19 protein-coding genes and 2 tRNA genes are annotated in these 24,005 nt (G+C 70.0%); 13 read left to right on the top strand and 8 right to left on the bottom strand.

Annotated features, from left to right (window positions below; all coding sequences use genetic code 11):
* Window positions 1-746: 746 nt before the first annotated feature.
* The 3 genes from ACQPXB_RS06790 to ACQPXB_RS06800 form a co-directional block, all read right to left on the bottom strand.
* Entirely contained in the window at window positions 747-1,685 is a 939-nt protein-coding gene (locus ACQPXB_RS06790) for a hypothetical protein (protein ID WP_386949319.1), read from the bottom strand.
* Between the two features lie 102 nt (window positions 1,686-1,787).
* Complete coding sequence (locus tag ACQPXB_RS06795) at window positions 1,788-3,119, bottom strand: ABC1 kinase family protein (RefSeq protein ID WP_366584541.1); 1,332 nt, start codon at window positions 3,117-3,119, stop codon at window positions 1,788-1,790.
* 54 nt (window positions 3,120-3,173) lie between these two features.
* A complete protein-coding gene (locus ACQPXB_RS06800; protein ID WP_432850166.1) occupies window positions 3,174-4,211 on the bottom strand; it encodes a hypothetical protein in 1,038 nt (345 codons plus the stop codon).
* A 221-nt stretch (window positions 4,212-4,432) separates the two neighbouring features.
* Here ACQPXB_RS06800 and ACQPXB_RS06805 point away from each other — a divergent pair, with 221 nt between their 5' ends.
* A complete protein-coding gene (locus ACQPXB_RS06805; protein ID WP_432850168.1) occupies window positions 4,433-4,945 on the top strand; it encodes a M48 metallopeptidase family protein in 513 nt (170 codons plus the stop codon).
* Window positions 4,946-5,585: 640 nt separating this feature from the next.
* Here ACQPXB_RS06805 and ACQPXB_RS06810 read toward each other — a convergent pair.
* Window positions 5,586-6,986 carry a zinc-dependent metalloprotease gene (locus tag ACQPXB_RS06810; protein ID WP_432850170.1) on the bottom strand — a complete coding sequence of 467 codons (1,401 nt, stop codon included), beginning with the start codon at window positions 6,984-6,986 and terminating at the stop codon, window positions 5,586-5,588.
* A gap of 191 nt (window positions 6,987-7,177) precedes the next feature.
* Between ACQPXB_RS06810 and ACQPXB_RS06815 the strand changes: the two genes are divergently transcribed.
* A complete protein-coding gene (locus ACQPXB_RS06815; protein WP_386949420.1) occupies window positions 7,178-8,197 on the top strand; it encodes a YlbL family protein in 1,020 nt (339 codons plus the stop codon).
* An 82-nt stretch (window positions 8,198-8,279) separates the two neighbouring features.
* Here the strand turns inward: ACQPXB_RS06815 and ACQPXB_RS06820 are convergent, their stop codons facing one another.
* A complete protein-coding gene (locus tag ACQPXB_RS06820) occupies window positions 8,280-8,840 on the bottom strand; it encodes a PPA1309 family protein (RefSeq protein WP_366584533.1) in 561 nt (186 codons plus the stop codon).
* A gap of 165 nt (window positions 8,841-9,005) precedes the next feature.
* Here ACQPXB_RS06820 and ACQPXB_RS06825 point away from each other — a divergent pair, with 165 nt between their 5' ends.
* The 3 genes from ACQPXB_RS06825 to ACQPXB_RS06835 all read left to right on the top strand — a co-directional run bounded on the left by ACQPXB_RS06825 (window position 9,006) and on the right by ACQPXB_RS06835 (window position 13,854).
* Window positions 9,006-12,005: a UPF0182 family protein gene (locus ACQPXB_RS06825; protein WP_432856471.1), complete on the top strand. Its 3,000-nt coding sequence runs from the start codon at window positions 9,006-9,008 to the stop codon at window positions 12,003-12,005.
* Between the two features lie 67 nt (window positions 12,006-12,072).
* Window positions 12,073-12,146, top strand: a tRNA-Met gene (locus tag ACQPXB_RS06830).
* A 598-nt stretch (window positions 12,147-12,744) separates the two neighbouring features.
* Window positions 12,745-13,854 (top strand): cytochrome P450, encoded by a 1,110-nt coding sequence (locus ACQPXB_RS06835; protein ID WP_432850172.1) that lies wholly within the window; start codon window positions 12,745-12,747, stop codon window positions 13,852-13,854.
* Window positions 13,855-14,525: 671 nt separating this feature from the next.
* Here ACQPXB_RS06835 and ACQPXB_RS06840 read toward each other — a convergent pair.
* The gene (locus ACQPXB_RS06840) at window positions 14,526-15,932 is read right to left on the bottom strand and encodes an FAD-dependent monooxygenase (protein ID WP_432850174.1); all 1,407 of its coding nucleotides are present in this window, start codon (window positions 15,930-15,932) and stop codon (window positions 14,526-14,528) included.
* A gap of 76 nt (window positions 15,933-16,008) precedes the next feature.
* Here ACQPXB_RS06840 and ACQPXB_RS06845 point away from each other — a divergent pair, with 76 nt between their 5' ends.
* The 8 genes from ACQPXB_RS06845 (at window position 16,009) to ACQPXB_RS06880 (ending at window position 22,311) form a co-directional block, all read left to right on the top strand.
* Window positions 16,009-16,614, top strand: coding sequence for a TetR/AcrR family transcriptional regulator C-terminal domain-containing protein (locus tag ACQPXB_RS06845; protein ID WP_432850176.1), 606 nt, complete (start codon window positions 16,009-16,011; stop codon window positions 16,612-16,614).
* A 54-nt stretch (window positions 16,615-16,668) separates the two neighbouring features.
* A tRNA-Met gene (locus tag ACQPXB_RS06850) sits at window positions 16,669-16,742 on the top strand.
* A gap of 259 nt (window positions 16,743-17,001) precedes the next feature.
* Entirely contained in the window at window positions 17,002-17,502 is a 501-nt protein-coding gene (locus ACQPXB_RS06855) for a PadR family transcriptional regulator (RefSeq protein WP_285970170.1), read from the top strand.
* A 63-nt stretch (window positions 17,503-17,565) separates the two neighbouring features.
* Complete coding sequence (prfB, locus tag ACQPXB_RS06860) at window positions 17,566-18,669, top strand: peptide chain release factor 2 (protein ID WP_366584525.1); 1,104 nt, start codon at window positions 17,566-17,568, stop codon at window positions 18,667-18,669.
* Window positions 18,670-18,889: 220 nt separating this feature from the next.
* Window positions 18,890-19,579 carry a cell division ATP-binding protein FtsE gene (gene ftsE / locus ACQPXB_RS06865; protein ID WP_220246574.1) on the top strand — a complete coding sequence of 230 codons (690 nt, stop codon included), beginning with the start codon at window positions 18,890-18,892 and terminating at the stop codon, window positions 19,577-19,579.
* A 58-nt stretch (window positions 19,580-19,637) separates the two neighbouring features.
* The gene (gene ftsX / locus ACQPXB_RS06870) at window positions 19,638-20,531 is read left to right on the top strand and encodes a permease-like cell division protein FtsX (protein WP_366584523.1); all 894 of its coding nucleotides are present in this window, start codon (window positions 19,638-19,640) and stop codon (window positions 20,529-20,531) included.
* Window positions 20,532-20,935: 404 nt separating this feature from the next.
* A complete protein-coding gene (gene smpB / locus ACQPXB_RS06875) occupies window positions 20,936-21,418 on the top strand; it encodes an SsrA-binding protein SmpB (RefSeq protein ID WP_360604843.1) in 483 nt (160 codons plus the stop codon).
* Window positions 21,415-22,311, top strand: coding sequence for an amidohydrolase family protein (locus tag ACQPXB_RS06880; protein WP_432850180.1), 897 nt, complete (start codon window positions 21,415-21,417; stop codon window positions 22,309-22,311). The genes smpB and ACQPXB_RS06880 overlap by 4 nt, the downstream gene beginning before the upstream one ends.
* Here ACQPXB_RS06880 and ACQPXB_RS06885 read toward each other — a convergent pair.
* Window positions 22,301-23,638, bottom strand: coding sequence for an acyltransferase family protein (locus ACQPXB_RS06885; protein ID WP_432850182.1), 1,338 nt, complete (start codon window positions 23,636-23,638; stop codon window positions 22,301-22,303). The two genes, ACQPXB_RS06880 and ACQPXB_RS06885, sit on opposite strands and share 11 nt — an antisense overlap.
* A gap of 95 nt (window positions 23,639-23,733) precedes the next feature.
* Window positions 23,734-23,988, bottom strand: coding sequence for a hypothetical protein (locus tag ACQPXB_RS06890; protein ID WP_386949294.1), 255 nt, complete (start codon window positions 23,986-23,988; stop codon window positions 23,734-23,736).
* Between the last annotated feature and the right edge of the window lie 17 nt (window positions 23,989-24,005).

The raw sequence follows: 24,005 nt of genomic DNA on the forward strand, positions 1-24,005 counted from the left end.
TGCTGTTTGGTGCGGTTGCGCCGCGACTGCAGCTCGCATCGTGGGTGGGGGCGGGCTTGCTAGCTCGCGTTCGTGAGCACGTGCCGTACGGTCGCCTGCCGATCCGCATTGCTGTTTGGTGCGGTTGCGCCGCCACTGCAGCTCGCATCGCGGGTGGAGGCGGGCTTGCTAGCTCGCCTCCGCGAGCACGTGTGCCGTACGGCCGACGATCGCCTACTGGCCCCCACTGCCTTTTGGGGTGGTTGCGCCGCGACTCCAGCTCGCATCGTGGGTGGGGGCGGGTTGGCTAGCTCGCCTTCGTGAGCACGTGCCGTACCGCCGACGATCGCCTACCGGCCCTCACTGCTGTTTGGTGCGATTACACCGCCACTCCAGCTCGCATCGCGGGCGGAGGCGACCCGGCAGGTTCGCCTTCGTGAGCACGTGTCGTGCGACCCGTGATCGCCGCTGGCCCCAACCAGAGTCGGGTGCGGGCGGGGCGCTGCCCAATCCACATCGCGGATGGAACGGCTCAGTGCTTTCGCCGTCACGGTCTGCGCTCGCCAGCCCGTCTGGAGGCGTCCGGCGCCGCCGTTTCCCTGGACTTTCCAGGACGGTCGGCGGGCTGCGGTGGGCGGGCGGTGTTCGGGCGGCCCGCCCGGCGTTGCCGAGAGGCTCGGCACGGCCCTCGCTCCGTGTGAACCTCAGGCAATGACCGGACGGGCCAACCAGCCGGCCAGCAGCCCGGCCGGGTGCTCACCCCGGCGTCATGCGGCGGTGTCCCGGCGGTGGAGCGCGCGGACCTTCGGGCGGGGTGTGCGGGCGGCCTGGGTGTAGGCGCGGACCAGTTCGTCCGTGACGTCGGCCGGGATGTCGTTGAGTTGGCGGGGCGTGCAGCGCACGAGGACGGTGCCGGTGGCGGTGAGCGCCAAGTGGCTGAAGTCGGTGGGGCCGGCGGCGGTGCGGTAGCGCCAGGCGAGGCCGACCTGGTCCCACCAGGCGTCGGCGATGCCGAGGCGGCGGCCGCGCAGGTCGCAGACCGTGACGTTCCACTGGGGGGACGGCAGGGGAGCGTCGCGGAGGAGGCGGAGGGCCTGGCCGTGGGTGAAGGTTTCGCGGTCGTCCATCGCGCGCAGTACGGCGCGGACCGCCGATGAGCCGCGTTGATTGCCGGCGTCGAGTTCGGCCAGGAGTTCGGCGCGGTCGCACAGGCCCCAGAACAGCGGGAGCGTCGTCAGGCGTTCGACGGCCTTCGGGTTGACCGCGCGGCGCGCCAGGTCCAGGGCGGCGCGCGGGCCGCCGGCGTAGGGGAGACCGTCGATGATCACGGGTTCGGGCATGCGGGCGGTGCGGTAGGTCAGCACACCGGGTTCGGAGGCCGGGCGACGGTAGTGCGGCAGGAGCAGGTGGATCTCGTCCGTGAGCGGGTGGGCGACGCCGTGGGCGCGCAGCGCGTCGGTGCCCGTGATGATGGCGTCGGGGCCGTAGCGCGCGATGGTGGCGTGCAGCAGCTGTAATCGGGACGGCGGTTTGTCCTGGATCACGAACACGCCGGGGTACACGCGGCGCCACGGCCCGCCCGGCCGCGCCATCCTGGCGGCTCTTCGGTTCGAGATTCCGGCGCTGCGCAGTTTCTTGAGGTCGATCACGCCGACCGACGTGGAGTCACGGTGAGCCACGTCCCGGATGCTTGCGGTAGTCGTCATGATTCGAGGATGACCGCTCGGCCATCCGAGTGGAACCGGCTTCCCGGATCTGTGGATAACTCCGCGAATCAGGTCTGTGGCACCGCCGGGCCTGTGGACAACTCAGCGAGCGAAACCTGGCTGCCACCGCTCCACGATGCCGCGCGCCGGGACCACCGCGTCGAGCTGGCAGAGAATGCCCGTGGACCCCGCGGTGACGCGGTGGATCATCAGGTACTCCGGCGGCAGGTTCAGCGACCGGCCGACGCGGAAGTCGCTGCCGCGGGTGTCACCGACGCGGCCGGCCTGGCGTTGCATCCATCGGCGAGTGAAGTGGAAAGTCGGCGTGGCCAGCGGTTCCGTGAACGGCGCGAGGTACGCGAGCACCTCGTCGGCGGCCAGGTCGGAGTCGGTGCGGACGAAGCCGTTTTCGCGCAGGAGCCGCATGAGGTCGTCGGACTCGCCGTCGAGGGCCAGGCGCGTCATCTCGCCCAGGTGGCGCGGGATGCCGTTGGGCAGCTTCGCGACGCCGCCGAAGTCGAGCACGCACAGGCGGCCGTCGTCGGTGACCATGAAGTTGCCGGGGTGCGGGTCGGAGTGCAGCAGGTGCGCCCGCGCCGGCGACGAGTAGTGGAACTCCATCAGCAGCCGGCCCGCGAGGTTGCGCGTCTCCTGGTCGCCGCCCGCGATGACCTTGGACAACGGCGTGCCCGTGACCCACTCGGTCACCACGACCTTCGGCGCGCTCGCCACCACGCGCGGGATGAGGAACGCGGGATCGCCCTCGAACGCCTTCACGAACGCACGCTGGTTGTCGGCCTCGTTGAGGTAGTCGAGCTCCTCGTCCATGCGGTCCGCGAGCTCCGCCATCAGCGGCTTCACGTCCGTGCCGGGCACGAACGCCTGGAACAGCCGGCTGAAGCGCTGCAACTGGCGCAGGTCGCTGCGCAGTGCCTCGTCGGCCCCCGGGTACTGGACCTTCACGGCGACCTCGCGCCCGTCGTGCCAGGTGGCGCGGTGGACCTGGCCGATACTGGCCGACGCCGCCGGGACGTCGTCGAAGTGCTTGAACCGCCCCTCCCACGAACGGCCGAGCTGCTGCGCCAGGACCCGCCGCGTCTGTTGCGCCGACATCGGCGGCGCGGCGGACTGCAGCTTGGTCAGCGCTTCGCGGTACGGCTTGGCCATGTCGTCGGGCACCGCGGCTTCGAAGACGCTCAGGGCCTGGCCGAACTTCATCGCTCCGCCCTTGAGCGTCCCCAGCACCTCGAACAGCTGCTCCGCGGCCTTCGCCGACAGCGTCGCGCTCACCTGTTCCGCGCTCTGGCCCGCGAGGCGCTTGCCCCATCCGCCGACGGCCCGGCCGGCTATCCCGAGGGGAATGCTGGCGAGTTTCGCGGTGCGCGCCGCACCTCGGCGCGGCATTGCGGATTCGCGGTCTGCGGAGTCGGTCACCCTCCGATTCTGCCTTGGTGACCTTGGTGGCCGCAGCCTGCCAGGGGGTGTGGGCTACGTCTCCGGTGGCGCTTCGGGCGCTCCGCAATCGCAGTCCGGGTGCGGTTCCCAGTAGCGGTGGCGCAGGTGGCCTTCGAACGGATCGAGCTCCAGGGTGCTGTTCCACGTCGGCGGTGGCTCGGCGCTCGGCGACAGCACGCGCAGCGCCTGCGCGACGGCCAGCGACGCGCACGCCTGGACGGACGCGAGATCGGGGCGCTGGTCGACGTCCACGAGCTGGGTCGCGACGCGGGGCCACGAGTCGTCGAGGTCGGTCTTGCTCAGGTCGCAGCAGCGCAAGCACGTGCTTCGGCCCGGCACGACGAGCGGGCCGACGAGGATCGTGCCGTCGCGGACGCGGGCCGGCAGGTGGGTGACGCCGTCGTCGACCAGCTCCGCCACCAGCTCCGGGGCGGGCACGACGGCGTCGGTGAGCACCACGACGTCGGGCGAACGCTGCAGATTGCGGGCGGTGCTCACCTCGGGCGCGACGCGGGCCAGCACGTTCTGGGTGGCTTTGCGCCGCGAAAGGCCCAGCTCGGCGGCGGTGAAGCCCGAACCGAGGTCGGCGTCGGTGACGACGCCGCCGGAGCGGACGTCGATGTGCCCGACCCCGGCGTTGGCCAGCAGCACGGCGACGGCCACGGCGATCCTGCCGTCGCCCCGGACGGCCACCAGGCTCTGGCGTCTTCGCTCGGTGAGCGCGGTCTGGTGGTGCCGGGCGCGCAGGGACCAGAAGCCCGTCTCGACGCGCTTGGAGGCGGGGCTGGGTGCTTCGGTGACCAGGCCCAGTGCGGTGAGCTGTTTGAGCAGAAGCCGCAGCTGGTCGCGGTGTTCGCTCTCGGCGAGCACCGCGTCGAGGCGGCGGCTGCCGTCGAGCCGGCGCACGAGCGCGACGACGCTCGGCGCCAGCCCGGTGGCCACCACGCCGTGGCGCGGGTCGAGGCCGATCTGGACTTCGTCGTTGCCGCGTTCGAGCACGTGGAGGCCCTGGAGCAGCGTCGGGTAGGCGGGGAGGAGGACGTTCGGCGGCGGAACTGCGGACAGGCTCATGATGATCAGCTTGACACCTCGGCGACGGCCGATCGGCGCTCAGAGTCGAGTTATCCACAGGCAAGGCGAGTTGTGGACAACTCGGGGCTGTGACCTTTCGACGCTCCCAAGTTGTCGGTCGGTGGCCTTACCGTTGTCGGGTGGTCGAAGCACGGATGCCCTCACTGCGGGGCCGGGGCGGAACGAACCCCCCGTCGGACACTCCTGAACACAAGGTCGAGGTGCGGCGCAGCGCGCGCCGGCACCGGACGGTCACCGCGTACTGGAAAGACGACACCCTCGTGGTGCTCATCCCGGCACGGATGACCCGCGCGGAAGAGAGGCACTGGGTCGCGGAGATGGAGCGCAAGCTGCAGCGCACCGAACCGCGCAAACCCGCGTCGCCGAAGTCCTCCGACGACGCGCTGCTGGCACGCTGCGCCGTGCTGGCGGCGAAGTACGTCGATCCACGGGCGATACCCGCGAGCGTGCGCTGGGTGCCGCCCATGCGCACCCGCTGGGCCTCCTGCACGCCCGTCGACGCGACCATCCGCGTCAGCGACCGCCTGCGGCGCGTGCCGCAGTGGGTCTTGGACTACGTGCTGGTCCACGAGCTCGCCCACCTGCGCGAACCCGGGCACGACGCGGCGTTCTGGACGCTGGTCAACCGGTACCCGAAGACGGAACGCGCGATCGGGTACCTGGAGGGGCTGTCGGCGGCGGCTGGGTGGGGGATTTCGGAGGAGGACGACTGAGCTGGTCTCTTGCCTGCCTGGGGTTGAAGGCGGTTTTGCTCGAGGTCAGGAAGCCGCGGCCCGAGCCTTCGCGCAGGTGGTGAGTCCGCGGCTTGGGGACAGGTCGGCGCGATTGCCGCGGACTGGGCCAGTCCTGTTCGCGGGCGGAGACTGCGGCTCGCGCGTGAGGTGAAGGGGTCGCGAGGTCGCGCACGGCACGACTTGGCCGGCTCGCAGGAGGGGAAGCTGGGAGGCCGCCGGCTTGGAGGCAGGTCGGCGCGATTGCGGCAGGCTGAGCCGGGCCCGTTCGTCGGCGGAGACTGCGGCTCGCGCGTGAGGTGAAGGGGTCGCGAGGTCGCGCACGGCACGACTTGGCCGGCTCGCAGGAGTGGGGCCTGGCCGCCCACCGGCTCGCGGCGGCTTCAACCAGCGGTCGTCTCGGTGCTGGACTGCCGGTGTGCCAGTGCCGAGCTTGGCGAGTTGGAACCGGTTCGCGGTGGCCCGGCGATGCCAGGGGATGAGTGATTCCAGGCACGAACAGCCGATGCTCAACGTCGGTGGCTGCCTTGGGTTGAAAGGTCGGCGCGCCGAATTGTTGAGAGCCCCGAAAGCAGCCGGTCCTCCGTCGCGAAGGCGGCGGAGGACCGGGGCTGGACCGGGATCAGGAGGTCGGGTTGTCGCCCTTGTCCTGGTCTGAAGGGTCGGAGTCCGGCTTCGCATCCGAGGCCGAATCCGAACCAGAAGCAGAGCCAGACTCAGCCGCCTCGCGCTTTTCCGTTTTCTCCAGCTCCGCGATCGGATCGAAGTCGTCGCCGAGGACTGGGGTGTCGCCGAGGCGGTCGGCGAAGTCCAGGGGCTCGTCGAGGTCCTCGGCGGTCGGCATGAGGTCCGGGTGGGACCAGAGGCTGTCGCGTTTGTCGGTGCCGTGGCGGTCGCCCACGAGTTTCCACAGGGAGGACGCGGCGCGCATGCGGCGGGGGCGCAGTTCGAGGCCCACGAGGGTCGCGAAGGTCTGCTCGGCGGGGCCGCCCGTGGCGCGGCGGCGGCGGAGCGTCTCGCGCAGCGCGTCGGCGCCCGGCAGGCGGTCGCCGATGGCCTCGGCGACCACGACGTCGACCCAGCCCTCGACCAGGGCGAGCAGGGTTTCGAGCCGCTTGAGCGCCGACTGCTGCTCGGGCGTGGTCTTCGGCTCCAGCAAGCCGGACGACATGGCCTCTTCGATGCTCGCCGGGTTCGACGGGTCGATCTGGCCGGCCAGCGACTCCAGCGCGGACGTGTCGACCGTGATCCCGCGGGCGAACTCCTCCACGGTCGCCAGCAGCCGCTGCCGCAACCACGGCACGTGGGCGAACAGGCGCTGGTGCGCGGCCTCGCGCGCGGCGAGGAACACGAGCACCTCGCTGCTGGGGACCTCGAGCCCCTCGGTGAACTTCTCGATGTTCGCGGGCAGCAGCGCCGACGTGTTGGGCGGGCCCAGCGGCAGGCCGACCTCCGTGGACGTCAGCACCTCCTGGGCCAGCTGCGCGAGCGCGTTGCCGAGCTGGGAGCCGAAGGCCATCCCGCCCATCTGCCCCATCATGGACAGCAGCGGCCCGGCGGCCTGCTTGGCCTCCTCGGGCAGCGCCTGCATCCACGCGCCGGAAACCTGCTGCGCGACCGGGTCGCAGAGCCGCTGCCACGTGGGCAGCGTCTTCTCTACCCACGTGCGCGCGGACCACGCGACCGTGGTGTTCGCGCCCGCGGGCAGGATCGTCGCCGCGTCGAGCCACAGCTCCGCCAGGTGCGCGGCGTCGCGCACGGCGGTGGACGAGTCGCCGGTGGACGACGCGAAGCCGATCTTGCCGTCGTCGCTGCCGCTGAGGTTCTGGAGCGCGATCTGCTTCGCCAGGTCGTAGTTCACCGGCCCGCTCGACGAGCCGGCCTGGCTGAGCATCTGGCCCAGCTGGCTCAGCATCTGCCCGAGCTGGTTGAACGCCTCTGCGCCGGACGGCTGCTCCGAGGGGTCACCGTCGCCTCGTCTGTCGGGATCGGGCGGTCCGAAACCGAACGGGGGTTTGCTCATACGTCCACCGTACGCGGGTAGGGCCTCTCCCAGCGCGTCAACCATGGCCTTCACCGGGAAGCGAACACGGTCACCGTACGCTGTCGCTCGTGACCAAACCCGACGAGGAGACCGCGACCGCGAACAGCCGGACCGAGCCGTCGAGGGAACCGGCGCGCGACGAGCGCCGCCTGACGCGCCGCGGCTGGACCCTGCTGGTCAGCGGCGCGCTGTTCCTGGTGTTCGTCGTAGCCGGTTTCCTGGTCCAGGTGCCGTACGTGGCCATCAGTCCGGGCCCGACGTACGACACGCTCGGTCGCGACGCCGCGGGCAACGAGGTCGTCCAGGTCAAGGGCCACGAGACGTACCAGACCAACGGCGAGCTGCGCATGACCACCGTGTCGCTCAACGACGGGATCAACCTCTTCACCGCGCTCGGCCTCTGGGCCAGCGGCCGCTACGCGCTCGCGCCGCGCGAGGAGTACTACCGCCCCGGCGAGACCAACGAGCAGGTCAAGCAGGAGAACATCCAGCAGCTTCAGGACTCCCAGACCAACGCCCAGGTCGCCGCCCTGCGCCACCTCGGCTACCCCGTGGAGGTGCTCGCCAAGGAGATCGTGTCCGGCAGCCCCGCCGACCACGTGCTCGCACCCGGCGACAAGCTGGTCACCGTCAACGGCACGAAGGTCACCGAAGCCGCCGACGTCGCCAAGGCCCTCACCAACACCAAGCCCGGCCAGACCGTGCAGATCACCTTCCAGGCCGACGGCCAGCCCGAACGCACCGTGCCGATCACGCTCGCGAAGCGCGACGACCGCACGCAGGGCTTCATGGGCCTCACCGCCGTCGACCACGCGACCGCGCCGTTCAACGTCAACATCTCGCTGCAGGACGTCGGCGGTCCCTCGGCCGGCCTGATGTTCACGCTGGCGATCATCGACCGCCTCACCCCGCCCGGGAAGCCGGACAGCAACCTCGCGAACGGCCGGCACATCGCGGGCACCGGCGAGATCACCGAGACGGGCGAGGTCGGCCCGATCGGCGGCATCTCGTTCAAGGTCGTGGGCGCGCGTGAGGCCGGCGCCACCGACTTCCTCGTGCCGGAGCACAACTGCGCCGAGGCGAAGTCGGCCGTGCCGGACGGGCTCAACCTGATCAAGGTGTCCACTCTGGACGACGCGCTCACCCAGCTCCAGAACCTCAAGGCCGGCCGGCCCACGGCGCACTGCTGAGGAAGAAAGAAGTGCCAGCACCCGTCCTGACCCGGAGGCCCCCACGCGGAGGCCCCCGGCTCGACGGGGCTCAGGGCAGGATTCAGGGCAGGAAAGTCGTCTTCAACGCGTCGAGCAGGTTCGGCGCGAGGTCGGGGCTCTCCACGATCTCGTCGACGGCGTCCACTTCGGTCGAAGAAGCGTCGGGCCGCGTCCCGCGCAGCCGCATCACGCAGGCGACGTCGCCCTCGCGCAGCACCGCCGCCACGAGCCGCGCCTCCGTGCGCCGCGGGTGGTCGGCGGCCGCGCGGCGCAGGCGCTCGGCGTCGGCCTCCGCGACGCCTTCGAGCTCCGCCTCGACGTCGGGCGGCAGCACGATGATCTCCTGCGCGAGCGCGCAGCCCACCACGATCTCGGGCCACGCGATCCGGCCGAGCGACTCGGCGAGGTCACCTTCCGGCAACGCTTCTTGCGCGACGGGCGTCAGCGGGTTGGCGCGGTCGAGCTGGCCCGCCAGCTCGGGCTGCTCGTCGAGCAGTGCCGCGGTGGGCACCAGCGCGAACAGCTGCGGCGGCTGGTCCCAGCCCCCGGACGCGACGAACTCTTCGACTTCCCGGGCCAGGCCGGCGACGGGGTTGGCGGCGGGCGGCTCACTCGGCTGCATGGCGACATCGTCGCAGGCCGGTCCCCGCGCCGTCGTGCGACGTCCGATTCGGGCGGTCCCGGGAACTCGGGAACCCATCCGTAGAGTTAGACCGTCAGGGGACGCAGCTGTCCCCGCGAACGTGTTCACGAAGACAGGAGCGTTGCCGTGGCGACTCGGCCCCCCGTGAGCCTGAAGCTGTCCCGCCGCAGCCGGATCCTCCTCATCATCGCCGCGGTGATCGTGCTGGCGCTGCTGCTGGGTGTCAGGCTGCTGGACACCTACGTCGACTGGCTGTGGTTCGGCGAGGTGCACGCGCGCTCGGTGTTCACCACGGAAATCCTCACGCGGATAGTCCTCTTCGTGGCCGTCGGGTTGCTCGTGGGCGGATCGCTCGCGATCAGCCTCACCATCGCCTACCGCACGCGTCCGGTGTTCGTGCCCGTCTCGGGCAGCGACGACCCGCTCTCGCGCTACCGCTCGATGATCGTGAGCCGCATCCGGCTGTTCGGGATCGGCATCCCGCTGATCACGGGTCTCATCGCCGGCGCGTCCGCGATGGGCGACTGGCAGACGATCCAGCTGTTCCTCAACGGCACGTCGTTCGGCCAGAAAGACCCGCAGTTCGGGCTCGACATCGGCTTCTACGCGTTCACCCTGCCGTTCGTGAACTGGCTGCTCGGCTGGCTGTTCGTCACGGTCGTGATCTCGTTCTTCGGCGCGCTGATCGCCCACTACATCTTCGGCGGCATCCGCCTCGCCGGCCGCGGCGGCCAGCTGGCGGGCCCGACGCGCGCGCAGCTCGCCATCACCGTCGGCCTCTTCGTGCTGCTGAAGGCGGTCGAGTACTTCTTCGACCGGTACAACCTGCTTCTGTCCGATCGCGACATGCCGCTGTTCAACGGCGCCACCTACACCGACCTCAACGCGGTGCTGCCGGCGAAGCTGATCCTGTTGTGCATCTCGGTGATCTGCGCGATCGCGTTCTTCGCCGGAGCGTTCCTGCGCAACCTGCAGCTGCCGGCGATCGCGCTCGTGCTGCTGATCCTGTCGGGCGTTCTGGTGGGCGTCGCGTGGCCCGCGATCCTCGACCAGTTCTCGGTGAAGCCGAACGCGAACGACAAGGAAGCCACGTCGATCCAGCGCAACATGGACGCGACGCGCGCGGCGTTCGGGCTGCAGAACGTGAAGTACGAGGACTACCAAGGCAGCAACCAGGCGAGCCAGGACCAGGTGAAGGCCGACTCGGGCACCGTGTCCAACATCCGGCTGCTCGACCCGAACGTGCTGTCCGCCACCTACACCCAGCTCGCCGGTGGTCAGAACTACTACGGCTTCCCGGAGAAGCTCGACATCGACCGCTACACCGTCGGCGGCTCCACGCAGGACTACATCGTGGCCGCCAAGGAGATCAAGACCGACGGGCTCACGGGCAACCAGACCAACTGGATCACCAAGCACCTCGTCTACACCCACGGCAACGGTTTCGTCGCCGCGCCGGCCAACACGATCAACCGCGCCGTCACGGACGTGTCCGACACGAGCAGCGCCGGCTACCCGCTCATCGGCACCAGTGACACGAAGAACCCCACCGGCGCCGGCTCGGTCGGCGGCAAGCCCGGCATCAAGGTCGACCAGCCGCGCATCTACTACGGCGAGCTGGCCGACCAGAACGACTACGCGATCGTCGGCGGCACCCCCGGCAAAGCCCCGGGCGAGTCCGACTCCCCGGACCAGAAGAACTACTACTACAACGGCACCGGCGGCGTTCCGCTCGACAACTGGTTCAACCGGCTCGCCTTCGCGGCCAACTACGGCGAGCGCAACATCCTCTTCTCCGACGCTATCGGCGACGGCTCGAAGATCATGTACAACCGCACCCCGCGCGACCGCGTCAGCAAGGTCGCGCCGTGGCTGACGCTCGACGGCGACCCGTACCCGGCGGTCGTCAACGGCAAGATCGTGTGGATCGTCGACGGGTACACCACGCTGAACAACTACCCGTACTCCCAGCAGACCCAGCTCGGCGATGCCACCAACGACTCGCTCAACGGCGTCACGCGCCAGGCCAACAACTCGATCAACTACATCCGCAACTCGGTGAAGGCGACTGTCGACGCGTTTGACGGCACGGTCACCCTGTACTCGATCGACGACAAGGAACCCGTGCTCGACGCGTGGGAGAAGGTGTTCCCGGGCCTCGTGAAGCCGAGCGCCGAGATCCCGCCGGACCTGCGCGCGCACTTCCGTTACCCCGAAGATCTCTTCAAGGTCCAGCGTGAGCTGCTCGCCCGGTACCACGTGGACAACCCGCAGCAGTTCTACGCACAGCAGTCGTTCTGGAGCGTCCCGCAGGACCCGACGGAAGACGGCAGCGCGACCACAGCGGCGGCGAACGTCGCGAACCAACCGGGTTACTACGTCCTCGCCGACGCGGCGGGCGAAGGCACACCGACGTTCCAGCTGACGAGCGGGCTCACCGGTCTGCAACGGCAGTACCTCGCGTCGTGGATGTCGGTGTCGTCCGATCCCCACGACTACGGAACGATCCGCGTGCTCCGACTACCCACGGTCACCGGCGCGAACCAAGTCGACGGGCCGGTGCAGGTGCAGAACAAGTTCCAAAGTGATCCACAGGTCGCTTCGGACCGGACACTGCTCAACAACCCCAACGTGATCCCCATCTACGGCAACATGATCACGCTGCCGGTCGCCAACGGGTTCCTCTACGTCGAACCGGTGTACATCAGACAGCGCAACCAGCTGAGCTACCCGCAGCTGGCCCGCGTGCTGGTGTCGTTCGGCTCGAAGGTCGGCTACGCGCCGACGTTGAACGAGGCACTGGACCAGGTGTTCGGCAAGGGCACCGGCGCGGCGGCGACCACGCCGGTCGAAGGGGCACCACCGTCCTCGTCGACCCCGCCGAACTCACCGTCGACACCCACGTCACCGACCACGCCGACCACCCCGCCGGCCAACTCGGGCGGCTCGAACCCGGCCCTCGACAAGGCGGTGACCGACATCCAGTCGGCACTGGGGAGGCTGAAGGCCGCCCAGCAGTCGGGCAACTTCGCCGACCAAGGCGCGGCACTCCAGGCCCTCGACACCGCGGCGAAGGCCTACGAGAACGCCAAAAACGCCACCCCGCCCTCCGGCAGCGGCGCCCCGCAGCAACCCGGCGGGTGACCTCGCGCACGGTAGTGGCACCTGCTTTGCACCTGGCCGAAACCCAGGCGTAAGGTAGGTGTCACGACGCGGGGTGGAGCAGCTCGGTAGCTCGCTGGGCTCATAACCCAGAGGTCGCAGGTTCAAATCCTGTCCCCGCTACAGAGGTAGGAGGCCCGTGCTTGCGGATTGCGCAAGCCGGGCCTCTTTCGCATGTTCTTCGGGGGTCGGACCCCCGGGCCCCCGCCAGGGAGGGCTTCGCCCCCCTGGACCCCCCAGGTGAGTTGCGTTGGGTGGGGAGGTGGCCGTTGGTGAGGGGGCTGTGCGCCTTCGGATTCCCGGTGAGTCGTTCGGCGTGATCGGTGGGTGGCGCGGCGGTTCTTGGGCTCATCGGCCAGGTGGCTTAGGGATGCTGAGGGTTTGTAGCTCGCTCGAGAGAACGTTGTGCTCCCCCGCGCGTCGCGATGCACCGACCCGTCGGTAGGGCCTCTCCTTGGTCGCTGGAACTACGTCCTTCGCCCGGGCAACCCACCAGGCGCTTTCTGCGCCGCGATCCTTTGGCGGGGGCCGGGTTCTCGGCTTTCCTCGCGTCGTCGGTCCGGGCCCTTGCGGGGAGCGAGGGGCGGTGTGGCGGGCGGAATAGGGTGCGGGGATGGGTGAAGGTGTGGGGTCGCTGGGGCTGGGGTTGGGGGAGTTGGTCGGGGCGGCGAGGGGGGTCGATCCGTATGGGGCGTATGGGGAATGGCGGCGGAGGGCGCCGGTGGTGCGGGTGGGGGACGGGGTTGTGGTGGTGCTCGGGTTCGGGGAGGCCGAGCGCGTGGTGAAGGGGGCGGAGTTCGGGCACCCGGAGCCCGAGGTGGTGGGCGGTGGGCACGCGGATCTGCCGGTGGACGGGGACGGGCGGGTGGTGCGGGCGTTCGCGTTCTTGAATCCGCCGGATCACACGCGGTTGCGCGGGTTGGTGGGAAAGGCGTTCACGGCGCGGACGGTGGAGGCGCTGGTGCCGCGCGTGGAGGAGTTGGTGGGGGAGTTCGTCGGGCGGGTGGTGGCGGCCGGCGAGGGCGATCTGATGGCGGAGCTGGCGGTGCCGTTGCCGGTGACGGTGATCGCGGAGCTGCTGGGGGTGCCGGTCGGGGACCGGGAGCGGTTCGGGGCGTGGTCGGGGGCGATGGCGCGGGCGGCGGAGCCCGGCTTCCTGTTGGCGCCCGGGGTTGCGGAGGCGGCGGCCGGGGCGCGGCGGGAGTTCGTGGGGTACTTCAGGGAGCTGGCGGCTGAGCGGCGAAGGGCTCCGGGCGACGATCTGTTGTCGGCGCTCGTTGCCGTGGCGGATGAGGGGGAGCGGCTCAGTGAGAGGGAGTTGCTGGTCACGTTGACGTTGTTGCTCGTGGCGGGGCACGAGACGACGACGAACTTGATCGGCAACGGGGTGTTGGCGTTGCTGCGGAACCCCGAGCAGTACCGGGCTTTGGCGCGTGACGCGGCGTTGGCCGAGGGGGCCGTCGAGGAGGTTCTGCGGTACGACTCGCCGATCCAGCTGACGACACGGACGGTCCTGACCGACACGACGCTGGGCGGCGTCGAGCTCGCCGCGGGCACGACGGTGCTGGTGTTGGTCGGCGCGGCGAACCGCGATCCGCGGGTGTTCGACGAGCCGGACCGATTCGACATCACCCGCGCGCCGGGCCGGCACCTGGCCTTCGGACGCGGGATCCACTTCTGCCTGGGCGCTCCCCTGGCGCGACTGCAGGGGCGCACGGTATTGCGGGAGCTCGCGCGCCGAGCGCCGGGGCTGCGGCCGGCGGGGGAGCCGGAGTGGGCGGAGACGGTGACACTGCGCGGGCTGCGGACGTTGCCGGTCGCCGTGAGGTGACGGGCGGCCAGGAGGCGGGGCGTCGGGGCGGGTGAGGGTGGCGGCAACGTAGCTGCTCGTGCAGATGGGGTTGCGGGAGTTGGCGAGCCTCGGCTGGTCGGGGAGCCGGAGTGGGCGAAGACGATGACGTTGCGCGGGCTGCGGACGTTATCGGTCGTGGTCAGGTGACCCGCGGCCAGGCGGAAGGGTCGCCGGGGCGGGCGAGGACGGGGCGACCTAGCCGCTCGCGTGGATGGTGTTGCGGGAGCTCGCGAGCTTCGCCCCGTCTGTGGTTGGCGGCGGGTCGTCGCGCGGGCGGTGACGTTGCGCGGCCTGCGAAGTCTGCCGAGCCGTCAGGTGAAAGGCAGCCGAGCGGCGGGTCGTCGGGGCGGGCGAGGATGGCAACGACGTAGCCGCTTGCGCAGATGGTGTTGCGGGAGCTCGCGAGTCGGGGCGCCGGAGCTGCGGCTGGCCGGCGAACCAGCGTGGGCGGGGACGGTGATCACGCGAAGTCTGCCGGGGCCGTCAGGTGAAAGGCAGCCGGGCGGCGGGGTCGTCGGCGGGCGAGGACGGCGGCGAAGTTGCCGCTCGCGCGGGTTGCGGGAGTTGGCGAGTCGGGGCGCCGGAGCTGTGGTTGGCCGGGGAGCCAGCGTGGGCGGCGACGGTGAACACGCGAAGTCTGCCGGTCGCCGTCAGGTGAGGAGCAGCCAGGCGAAGTAGCCGTCGGGGCGGATCAGGGCGGCGGGGGCGAACGGCAGGGCCGGGAGGTCCGTTGTGGACAGTGGGCCCGGAACGCGCGGCAGGGCCGACAGATCGGCGCCCGGGGTGGTGAGCAGGACGTGGTGGCCCGCGTGGAAGAGGGTGCTGGCCCAGGAGCCGTCGGGGAGGCGGAAGTCGGGGAGGCGGGTGCCGGTGAGGGGGTGGGCGTCCGTGGGCGCGGGGTAGCGGACGGCGAGGCCGGAGACCAGGCCGGACAGGTGGTGGGACACCTCGGGCAGGTCGGCGAGCGTGGTGAAGAGCGCGCGCAGGGCGCGGCTGGAACGGCTTTGCGGGATGAGGCCGTTCTGGGCGGCGACGTTGTCGAGCACGGCGGCGCCGACGGCGCGGCGTTCGGTTTCATACGTGTCGAGCACGTCGGTGAAGCCGTTGAGGGCCGCGGCGAGCTTCCAGCCCAGGTTGGCGGCGTCCTGGACGCCCAGGTTGAGGCCCTGGCCGCCGGCGGGGAAGTGGATGTGGGCGGCGTCGCCGGCCAGCAGAACGCGGCCGACTCGATACTGTGCCGCCAGGCGGGACGCGTCGGAGAAGCGGGACAGCCAGCGGATTTCCTTGATCACCGCCGGGCCGTAGGTCGCGGCGAAGGCCGTCCGGACCGCGGCCTCGGTGACCGGTGAGCCGAACGTCGCGGGTCGCTGCGCGCGGTCGCCGAAGGTCAGGCGGTACAGGAGCGGCTCGGAGAGCGGGATGAGGCCGCAGAAGCCCGTCGGGCCGGCGGACTGGACCATTCCGCGCATCGACGTCCACGTGCCGGTGGCGCGGTCGGGGATCCGATCTACGACGACATCGGCCACCACGCCGTAGCCGGCGCCGTCCTCGCCTTCAAAGGGCACGTCCAGCAGCTTGCGCACGGTGCTGCGGCCGCCGTCGCAGCCGACCAGGTAGCGGCAGTTCAAGACGAGCTCCGGCGTGACCACGCGGACGCCCGCCGCGTCCTGCGACAGCTCCATCAGCTCGTGCCCGCGCAGCACGTTGCCGCCGAGCTCCGCGAAGCGCTCTTCCAGCAGCTCCTCGACCTGCGCCTGCGGGATGCCCAGCTGGTACGGGCGCCGCGTGTCCCACCGGGCGTAGCTGATCGGGACGGCCGCGAAGTGTCCCTCCTGGACGGTGGCGAACGCGCGTTCCTCCGCTCTCGGCAGCAGTCCGCGCAGGTCCAGCACCTCGGCCGTGCGCGGCTGCAGGTTCAGCGCCTTCGACAGGCCGGCGCGCTCGGGCAGCCGCTCGATCACCACGGCGTCGACGCCGGCCAGGCGCAGCTCGGCCGCCAGCATCAGGCCCGTCGGCCCGGCTCCGGCGACGACGACGTCGGCGTGCAGCTCGTTCATGAGCCCTCCTTAACGTTGTTAAATTGACCCGTCGCCAGGGTGCCCTTAACATCGTTAAATTGTCAAGGAGGTAACCGTGGCCCTGACCAGGCGGGACATCGCGCGTTCGGGACTGCGCCTGCTCAACGAGGTGGGCCTCAACGGGCTGACGCTGCGCCTGATCGCCGGCGACCTCGGCGTGAAGGCGCCGGCGCTCTACTGGCACGTCAAGAACAAGCAGGAACTGCTCGACGAGATGGCCACGCAGATGCTCGCCGACGCCGTGGCCGAGCGCGTGCCGCCGGACGGGCTCGACGAATGGCAGCGCCTGGAGCACCAGGCCAGGAGCCTGCGCGACACACTGCTGGCCTACCGCGACGGCGCGAAGGTCTTCTCCGGCACGTTCCTCACGGACACGAGCCTGGTCGGGCCACCGCCGCTGCAGGAGCGGAGCGACCCGGTGCGCGCCGCCCGGGCGCACTTCGCCGTTTACAGCTTCGTGATCGGCTTCACCATCGAAGAGCAGGCCGTGTATCCGGTGCGTGGTCAACGCGACGAGCGCTACGGGCCGGAAGACGCGGGTGCGGCCGTGCTGGCCGACCCCGAAGCCGGATTTTCCGACGGGCTGGCCATCGTGCTCGCCGGCGCCCGCCAGTGGCTCGACGGGTCATCGTCGCAGGTCGAGGCACCACAAAGGCCTTAAGTGGGGGTGGGTGAAAACGCGTTGAACCCCCGTGTAATCTTATAAACACAACGACGCGGGGTGGAGCAGCTCGGTAGCTCGCTGGGCTCATAACCCAGAGGTCGCAGGTTCAAATCCTGTCCCCGCTACTGTCGAAAAGCCCGGTTTGCGCACAGCGCAGGCCGGGCTTTTTCGTGTCCTGACCTGCTGGTTCGCTCGGGTGGTGGTTGCGCTCGCAGCCCTTGGTCGTTTTGCGCCGGAAGAAGCGCCCCCGCGGTTGCGGAGCGTGTCCAGGTCCACAGTGGACCTGCTTCCGGATTGGGCCGAACGAGGGGATAACACTAGCCACAATGGACAGATCCCGAGGCCACTGTGGACATACCGCCGAAGAAGTGGGAACGTAGAGGTGTGTCCGAATTGAATGCAACAGCCGCCGCTCTGCTCGGTCTCCTCCACGACGGTCCCGCCACGGGCGGGCAGCTGGTCGCGGGAGCCGACGAGCGCTTCGGCGCCTTCTTCAGTGTCACCCGCAGCCAGGTCTACCGCGAGCTCCCGGCGTTGTCCAAGGAGGGCCTCGTCCGGCTGGGCAAGCAGGGTCCGCGCTCGAGCCAGCAGTACGTGCTCACCGCGGCCGGCAAGAAGGCCTTCAAGACGTGGCTCACGTCCGAGGCCGGTCCCGACCACCTGCGCAGCCCGCTCATCCTGCGGCTCGTGCACGCCGGTTCGCTCACGGCGAAGCAGCGCACCGCTCTGCTCGAGACCGCTCGCGGCACCTACCAGGTGCAGCTCGACGAGGCCAAGGCGGCCACCAAGGCGGCCGACGGCCCCTACGCCAAGGCCGTCGCCGAGTTCGCTCAGGCGCAGGCCAAGGCCGCCCTGAAGCTGCTCGACGCCATCCCGTCGGCCTGACCCACGCCACAGCCCACGACCGGTTCGCAACCGGTCGTGGGTTTTGCCGTAACCTTGGTAAACGTGAGTGATGAGTTCGATGCGGCCCTCAAGGACCTGACCGGCAAGCTGACGCAGATCGAGTCGGTGATGGACCTCGATGCGCTGCGTGCGCAGGTCGCGGAGCTCGAGCAGCAGGCCTCCAGCCCCACCCTCTGGGACAACCCGGAGGAGGCGCAGAAGGTCACCAGCCAGCTCTCGCACCGCCAGAGCGAGCTGCGCCGCGTGTCCGACCTGCGATCGCGCCTCGACGACCTGGGCGTGCTCTACGAGCTGGCCGAGGCCGAGGGCGACGCCGGCAGCATGCAGGAGGCGGAGGGCGACCTCACCGACCTCGGCAAGGACGTCGACGCGCTCGAGGTCCGCACGCTGCTGTCCGGTGAGTACGACGACCGCAACGCCGTCGTCACCATCCGCGCGGAAGCCGGCGGCGTCGACGCGGCCGACTGGGCCGAGATGCTGCTGCGCATGTACCTGCGCTGGGCCGAGCGCCACGGCTACCCGACCGACGTCTACGACATCTCCTACGCCGAAGAGGCGGGCATCAAGTCGGCGACGTTCAAGGTGAGCGCCCCCTACGTCTACGGCACCCTCTCGGTCGAGCAGGGCACCCACCGCCTGGTGCGGATCTCGCCGTTCGACAACCAGAGCCGCCGCCAGACGTCCTTCGCCCACGTCGAGGTGCTGCCGGAGGTCGAGGAGGTCGACCACGTCGACATCGCGGAGAAGGACATCCGCGTCGACGTGTACCGCTCGTCGGGCCCCGGTGGACAGAGCGTGAACACCACCGACTCCGCGGTGCGCATCACGCACCTGCCGACCGGAATCGTCGTCTCCTGCCAGAACGAGAAGTCGCAGCTGCAGAACAAGGCCGCGGCGCTGAAGGTCCTGCAGGCCCGCCTGATGCTGCGCAAGAAGGAAGAGGAGCGGGCCGAAATGGACGCCCTCAAGGACGGCGGCTCCAGTTGGGGCAACCAGATGCGCTCCTACGTGCTGCACCCGTACCAGATGGTCAAGGACCTGCGCACCGACTTCGAGGTCGGCAACCCGAGCGCCGTGCTCGACGGCGAGATCGACGGCTTCCTCGAGGCCGGCATCCGCTGGCGCAAGCAGGCCGCGGTCGCGTAACCGCGCGGCTACCTCCGAGTCCGGCTGAGTCCACAGTCGCCTGATCCATCGACAGGCGGCCGGATCCATTGTCGACACCCGGAACCGATTCCGGGGCAAGGGACTTCCGCTACCGTCCGGCGCAGCAAAAGCCACGCTTGGCGACGGCTGAGGTCCCTTGCTCGTTTAGGGGGCACGGGCAACCCGGGCTTAACGAGGCCCATGGGTAGTATGCCGAACCGTGATCCGGCTCGAAGAGGTTTCCAAGGTCTACAAGACCTCGACCCGTCCTGCCCTCGAACGGGTGTCGGTCGAGATCGACAAGGGTGAGTTCGTCTTCCTCATCGGCCCTTCGGGTTCCGGGAAGTCGACGTTCCTGCGTCTGCTGCTGCGCGAAGAGGTCCCGAGCAAGGGCCGCGTGATGGTGTCCAACTTCGACGTCGCCAAGCTCGCTCGGCGCAGGGTCCCCCGCCTGCGCCAGACGATCGGCTGCGTCTTCCAGGACTTCCGCCTGCTGGCCAACAAGACGGTGGCCGAGAACGTCGCGTTCGCGCTCGAGGTGATCGGCAAGCCGCGGCTGACCATCAAGAAGGTCGTGCCGGAGGTGCTGGAGCTCGTGGGCCTGGAAGGCAAGGCCGACCGCCTGCCCAACGAGCTCTCCGGTGGCGAGCAGCAGCGCGTGGCGATCGCGCGCGCGTTCGTGAACCGGCCGCTGGTGCTGCTGGCCGACGAACCGACCGGGAACCTGGACCCCGACACGAGCCAGGACATCATGCTGCTGCTGGAGCGCATCAACCGCACGGGCACGACCGTGCTGATGGCCACCCACGACCACTCCATCGTGGACTCGATGCGGCGCCGGGTCGTCGAGCTGCAGCTCGGCCGCGTGATCCGCGACGACGCCCGCGGGGTGTACGGCATCGGTCGCTGAGCGACCCGCCGCCCGCCTTCCCCGACAGCCCCGACCCAACAAGGGACAGACACCTGCGATGCGTGCCAGTTTCGTCTTCAGCGAGGTCCTCACCGGTTTGCGCCGGAACGTCACGATGACCATCGCGATGATCCTCACCACGGCGGTCTCCCTCGCCATGCTCGGCGGTGGCCTCCTGGCCGTGCGGACGATCGACAAGATGAAGGCGAACTTCCTCGCCGAGGTCGAGGTGCAGGTCAGCCTCGTCGAGGACATCAGCGCCAACGACAAGAACTGCTCGCAGCCGCTGTGCAGCGGCCTGCGTGAGTCGCTGCAGAACAACCCGGGCGTCGAGTCCGTGGTGTACGAGAACCGCGACCAGGCCTACGAGCGGTTCAAGAAGATCTTCGCGAGCCAGCCCGAGCTGCTGGAGCTCACCGGCCCGGAGGCGCTGCCGGCGTCGCTGCAGGTCAAGCTGAAGGACCCGGACCGCAGCGCCGCCATCATCGCCGAGTACTCGGGCAAGCCCGGCGTGCGCAAGGTCGACGACCAGAAGAAGTTCCTCGACCGCGTGTTCAACGTGTTCAACGGCATCCGCAACATCGCGTTCGGCATCGCGCTCATCATGGCCATCGCGGCGCTGCTGCTGATCGCGAACACCATCCAGGTGTCGGCGTTCACGCGGCGCACGGAGGTCGGCATCATGCGGCTCGTGGGCGCCACCCGCTGGTACACACAGCTACCGTTCCTCCTGGAGGCGGTGGTCGCCGGCGTGGTCGGTGCCGTGCTCGGCATCCTGTTCCTGCTGGCTGCCAAGCTCACGTTCCTCGACTCGGTGCTGACGGGTGAGGTCTTCCCGCAGATCACCACGCTGGAGCTGCTGTTCCCCGTGGCTCCGATCCTGCTGGCCGTGTCGGTCGTGATCTCGGCGATCACCGGCTACGTCACGCTCCGCCTGTACGTCCGCCACTAGCTTCGCCCCGACGCCGCGTGGGCAGGATTTCGGTCCTGCCCACGCGGCGTTGTCGTTTTCGGCGCACGGGCCGTTGTGCACGTGGTGATCGTGGAGCCGGGCGCGTTCCGGACGGCGTTCACCGAGCCGGGGGTGTTGCTGTTCTCCGCGGTCGGCCAGGTCTGCCGCGAGCAGCTCGAACCGGTCCGAGCCGCGCCGCGCTGGCGGCCGCCGACGGCGTGCAGCCGGGCGACCCGGCCAAGGCGGCCGAGGCGATCGTCACGGCGCGGGCCTTCCCCGGCCCGCACCCGCCGCCGACGAGCCCGGCACGCCGGATCGGTGGCTCAGCGCGGTGTCCTGACCAGGGGAGCAGCACGGGGAAACCCTGTCGGCTCCCGCGGGGAAAACCACGTAGAGTTGACATCATGCCCAAGGAACGTGGACAGAAGGTCATCGCGTCGAACCGCAAGGCTCGGCACGACTACTCCATCCTGGACACCTACGAAGCGGGACTGGTGCTGCAGGGCACGGAGGTGAAGAGCCTTCGGGAGGGCAAGGCCTCGCTGGTCGACGCGTTCGCGACCGTCGACGACGGTGAGGTGTGGCTGCGCAACGTGCACATCCCGGAGTACACGCAGGGCACCTGGACCAACCACATGCCGCGGCGGACACGCAAGCTGCTGCTCCACCGCAGTGAGATCGAGAAGCTGATCGGCAAGACGAAGGAGAGCGGCCTGTCGCTCGTGCCGCTGTCGATGTACTTCAAGGACGGCAAGGTCAAGGTCGAGATCGCCCTGGCCAAGGGCAAGAAGGCCTACGACAAGCGCCAGACGCTGGCCAAACGCGATGCCGAACGCGACATCAGCAAGGCCATGGGCCGCGCGCTGAAGGGCCGGTTCACGGAGTGACGCTCGGTCCCGCCTCGGACGCCGACGTCGCTCGGTGGACCGCTGCCCTCGGCCTCGACGGGCTCGTCGACATCCACGTGCACTTCCTGCCGAAGTCCGTGATGGACAAGGTCTGGGCCTACTTCGACCAGGCGCAGGCGCACTACGGCACCGAATGGCCGGTGCACTACCGGACCACGGAGCAAGAGCGCGTGCAGACGCTGCGCGAGCTGGGCGTGAAGCAGTTCGCGCCGCTGGTGTACCCGCACAAGCCGGGCATGGCGGAGTGGCTCACCTCGTGGGTGCTGGAGTTCGCCAAGCAGGTGCCCGAAGCGGTGCCCACGGGGACCTTCTACCCCGAGCCGGCCGCCGCGTCCTCAGTGGACGCCACCCTGCGGGCCGGTGCGCGGTGCTTCAAGGCCCACGTGCAGGTCGGCGCGTACGACCCGCGGGACGACCTGCTGAAGCCGGTGTGGGGTTCGCTCGCCGACGCGGGCGTGCCCGTGGTCGTCCACTGTGGACACGGCCCGCTGCGCGGCGACTTCACGGGCCTGAACGTGTTCGCCGAGGTCCTCGAACGGCACCCGAACCTCACGGCCGTGCTGGCCCACGCGGCGATGCCCGAGTTCACCAGCGCGTTCGAGCTGATGGCCCGCTTCCCGCGCGTGCACATCGACACGACCATGGTCGGCGTGCCGTTCGTGCAGAAGATGTCGCCGCTGCCTGCCGACTGGACCGACCGGCTCGTCGAGTTCGCCGACCGCGTGGTGCTGGGCACCGACTTCCCGAACATCCCGTACTCCTACGCCACGCAGCTGCAGGCGATCGCCGGCTGGGCGGCCGACGATCGCCTGGGTGAGCCGTTCCTGCGGGCCGTGCTGCACGACACCCCCGCGAAGCTGCTCAGCGTTTGACCTTCGCCGCCTCCGTGATCGCGACGGCCCGGCCGAGCAGCGGCGTCAGCGACACCTGGCGGCCGGCCAGCGCGAACCCGGCGGCGAGCAGCACGACCCAGGGGATCGGGCCGTGGGCGAAGCCTTCGCTCAGCGGCTGGAAGCCGTGCGCCGCGAGCCCGAGCAGGCCACCGGACGCGAGCAGCCCGGCCAGCACGAGCTGCGGCGTTCGCGCGGTGACCACCACGTCGTCGCGCTGCGTCTCGAAGCGGGAGAACAGCCGCAGCAGCACCAGCAGCACGGCCCCACACAGCGCGAACCACGCCGGCGCCATCACGAGCCACAGCACCGAACCGGGCGCCGGCGTCGCGTAGCCGAGGCCGAGCACCGTCACGCCGGAGACGACGATCAGGGCCGGCATGTGCCACAGGTACACGGTCATGAACCGGGCCCCGATCCAGCTCAGCGCGCTGCCGATGCCCGGCCGCGCGGCCAGTGCGTTGAGCTGCGGGCGGAACGCGAGCAGCAGACCGAGCTGACCCACGGCCAGGAACAGCAGCAACACGGTGGGCGGGCTCATGTTCGACACCGGGGCGCCCGGCATGCCGATCATGCTGGCCGGGTACGGACCGAACGCGACCAGCAGCGCCGTGACCCCGAACCCGGCGGCGGACAGCGCGAGCGCACAATGGCGGGTCAGCTCGCCCAGCCGGCCTTCCACGTACGCGAAACCGAGCTGGTGCACGGCCACCCACACGAACACCGCGTTGACGTACCCGATCAGGCCGAGGTCGGCGAACCGCGCGACGTCGACGAGCGCGCCCGCCACGGCCATCACCAGCGGCACCCACAGGCCCCAGCGGCGGTGCGCCGCGACCATCAGCGGCGTGAGCAGCACCGTGAGCAGGTAGACGGACAGGAACCACAACAGCTGCGCGGCGATCGAGCTCGCCACCTGCAGCGGCTGAGCCGGAATTCCCATGCCCTGCAGCAGATCCGGCACCACGAGCCACACGGCCAGCAGCGGAAGCACCGGCACCAGCAGCCTTCGGACGCGCGCGGCGAGCCACGCGCGGGAGGATTCCGCGCGGCGCAAGGAGAACAGGTTCGCCGCGCCGCCGGCGAAGAAGACCAATGGCATCACTTGCGAAAGCCACGTCACGACCCACCAGCCGGGCGTCGCGAGCGCGTTGCCCGTGGCCAGCGTGCCGTGGGAGTAGGAGAGCACCGGCATCACCCAGTGCTGCGTGATCACGGCGAGGATCGCGCCTGCCCGGACCACGTCGAGGAACTTGTCGCGGCCGGGTTTTCCGGTCGCGGTGCTGACCCGCAGCAGGCTTGTCGTCATGCCTCCAAGGCTGGTCGCTGAAGCCTTGTGAGACAGCGGGGTGAGCCGCCGAGTTCGACCTCCGGTCAGCCCGTGGGTCGGTACGGGGGTTGTCCCTACCTCAGGCCGTCGGGCTCCGGTTCGGAGTGCGACGGTTCCGAGTGCGTGGCGCTCACGCGGTACTCCCAGCCGTGCTCGGTCATGCCGAGCTCGTACAGCGTCTCGATCTTCGGGCCGCCGTGGAGGTGGATGTGGCGCACGATCGTGCCCGGCACCGGTTCTTCGTCCGTGAGCTCCTGGACACGGCCGTCGAGCGGACCGCCGAAGAAGCGGACGCTGCGGTCGGTCACCGGGAACTCCTCACCAGACATTGGTCCATGGTAAGCGA

The organism is Amycolatopsis sp. CA-161197, from assembly GCF_050942255.1.
In the GTDB taxonomy this organism is placed as follows: Bacteria; Actinomycetota; Actinomycetes; order Mycobacteriales; family Pseudonocardiaceae; genus Amycolatopsis.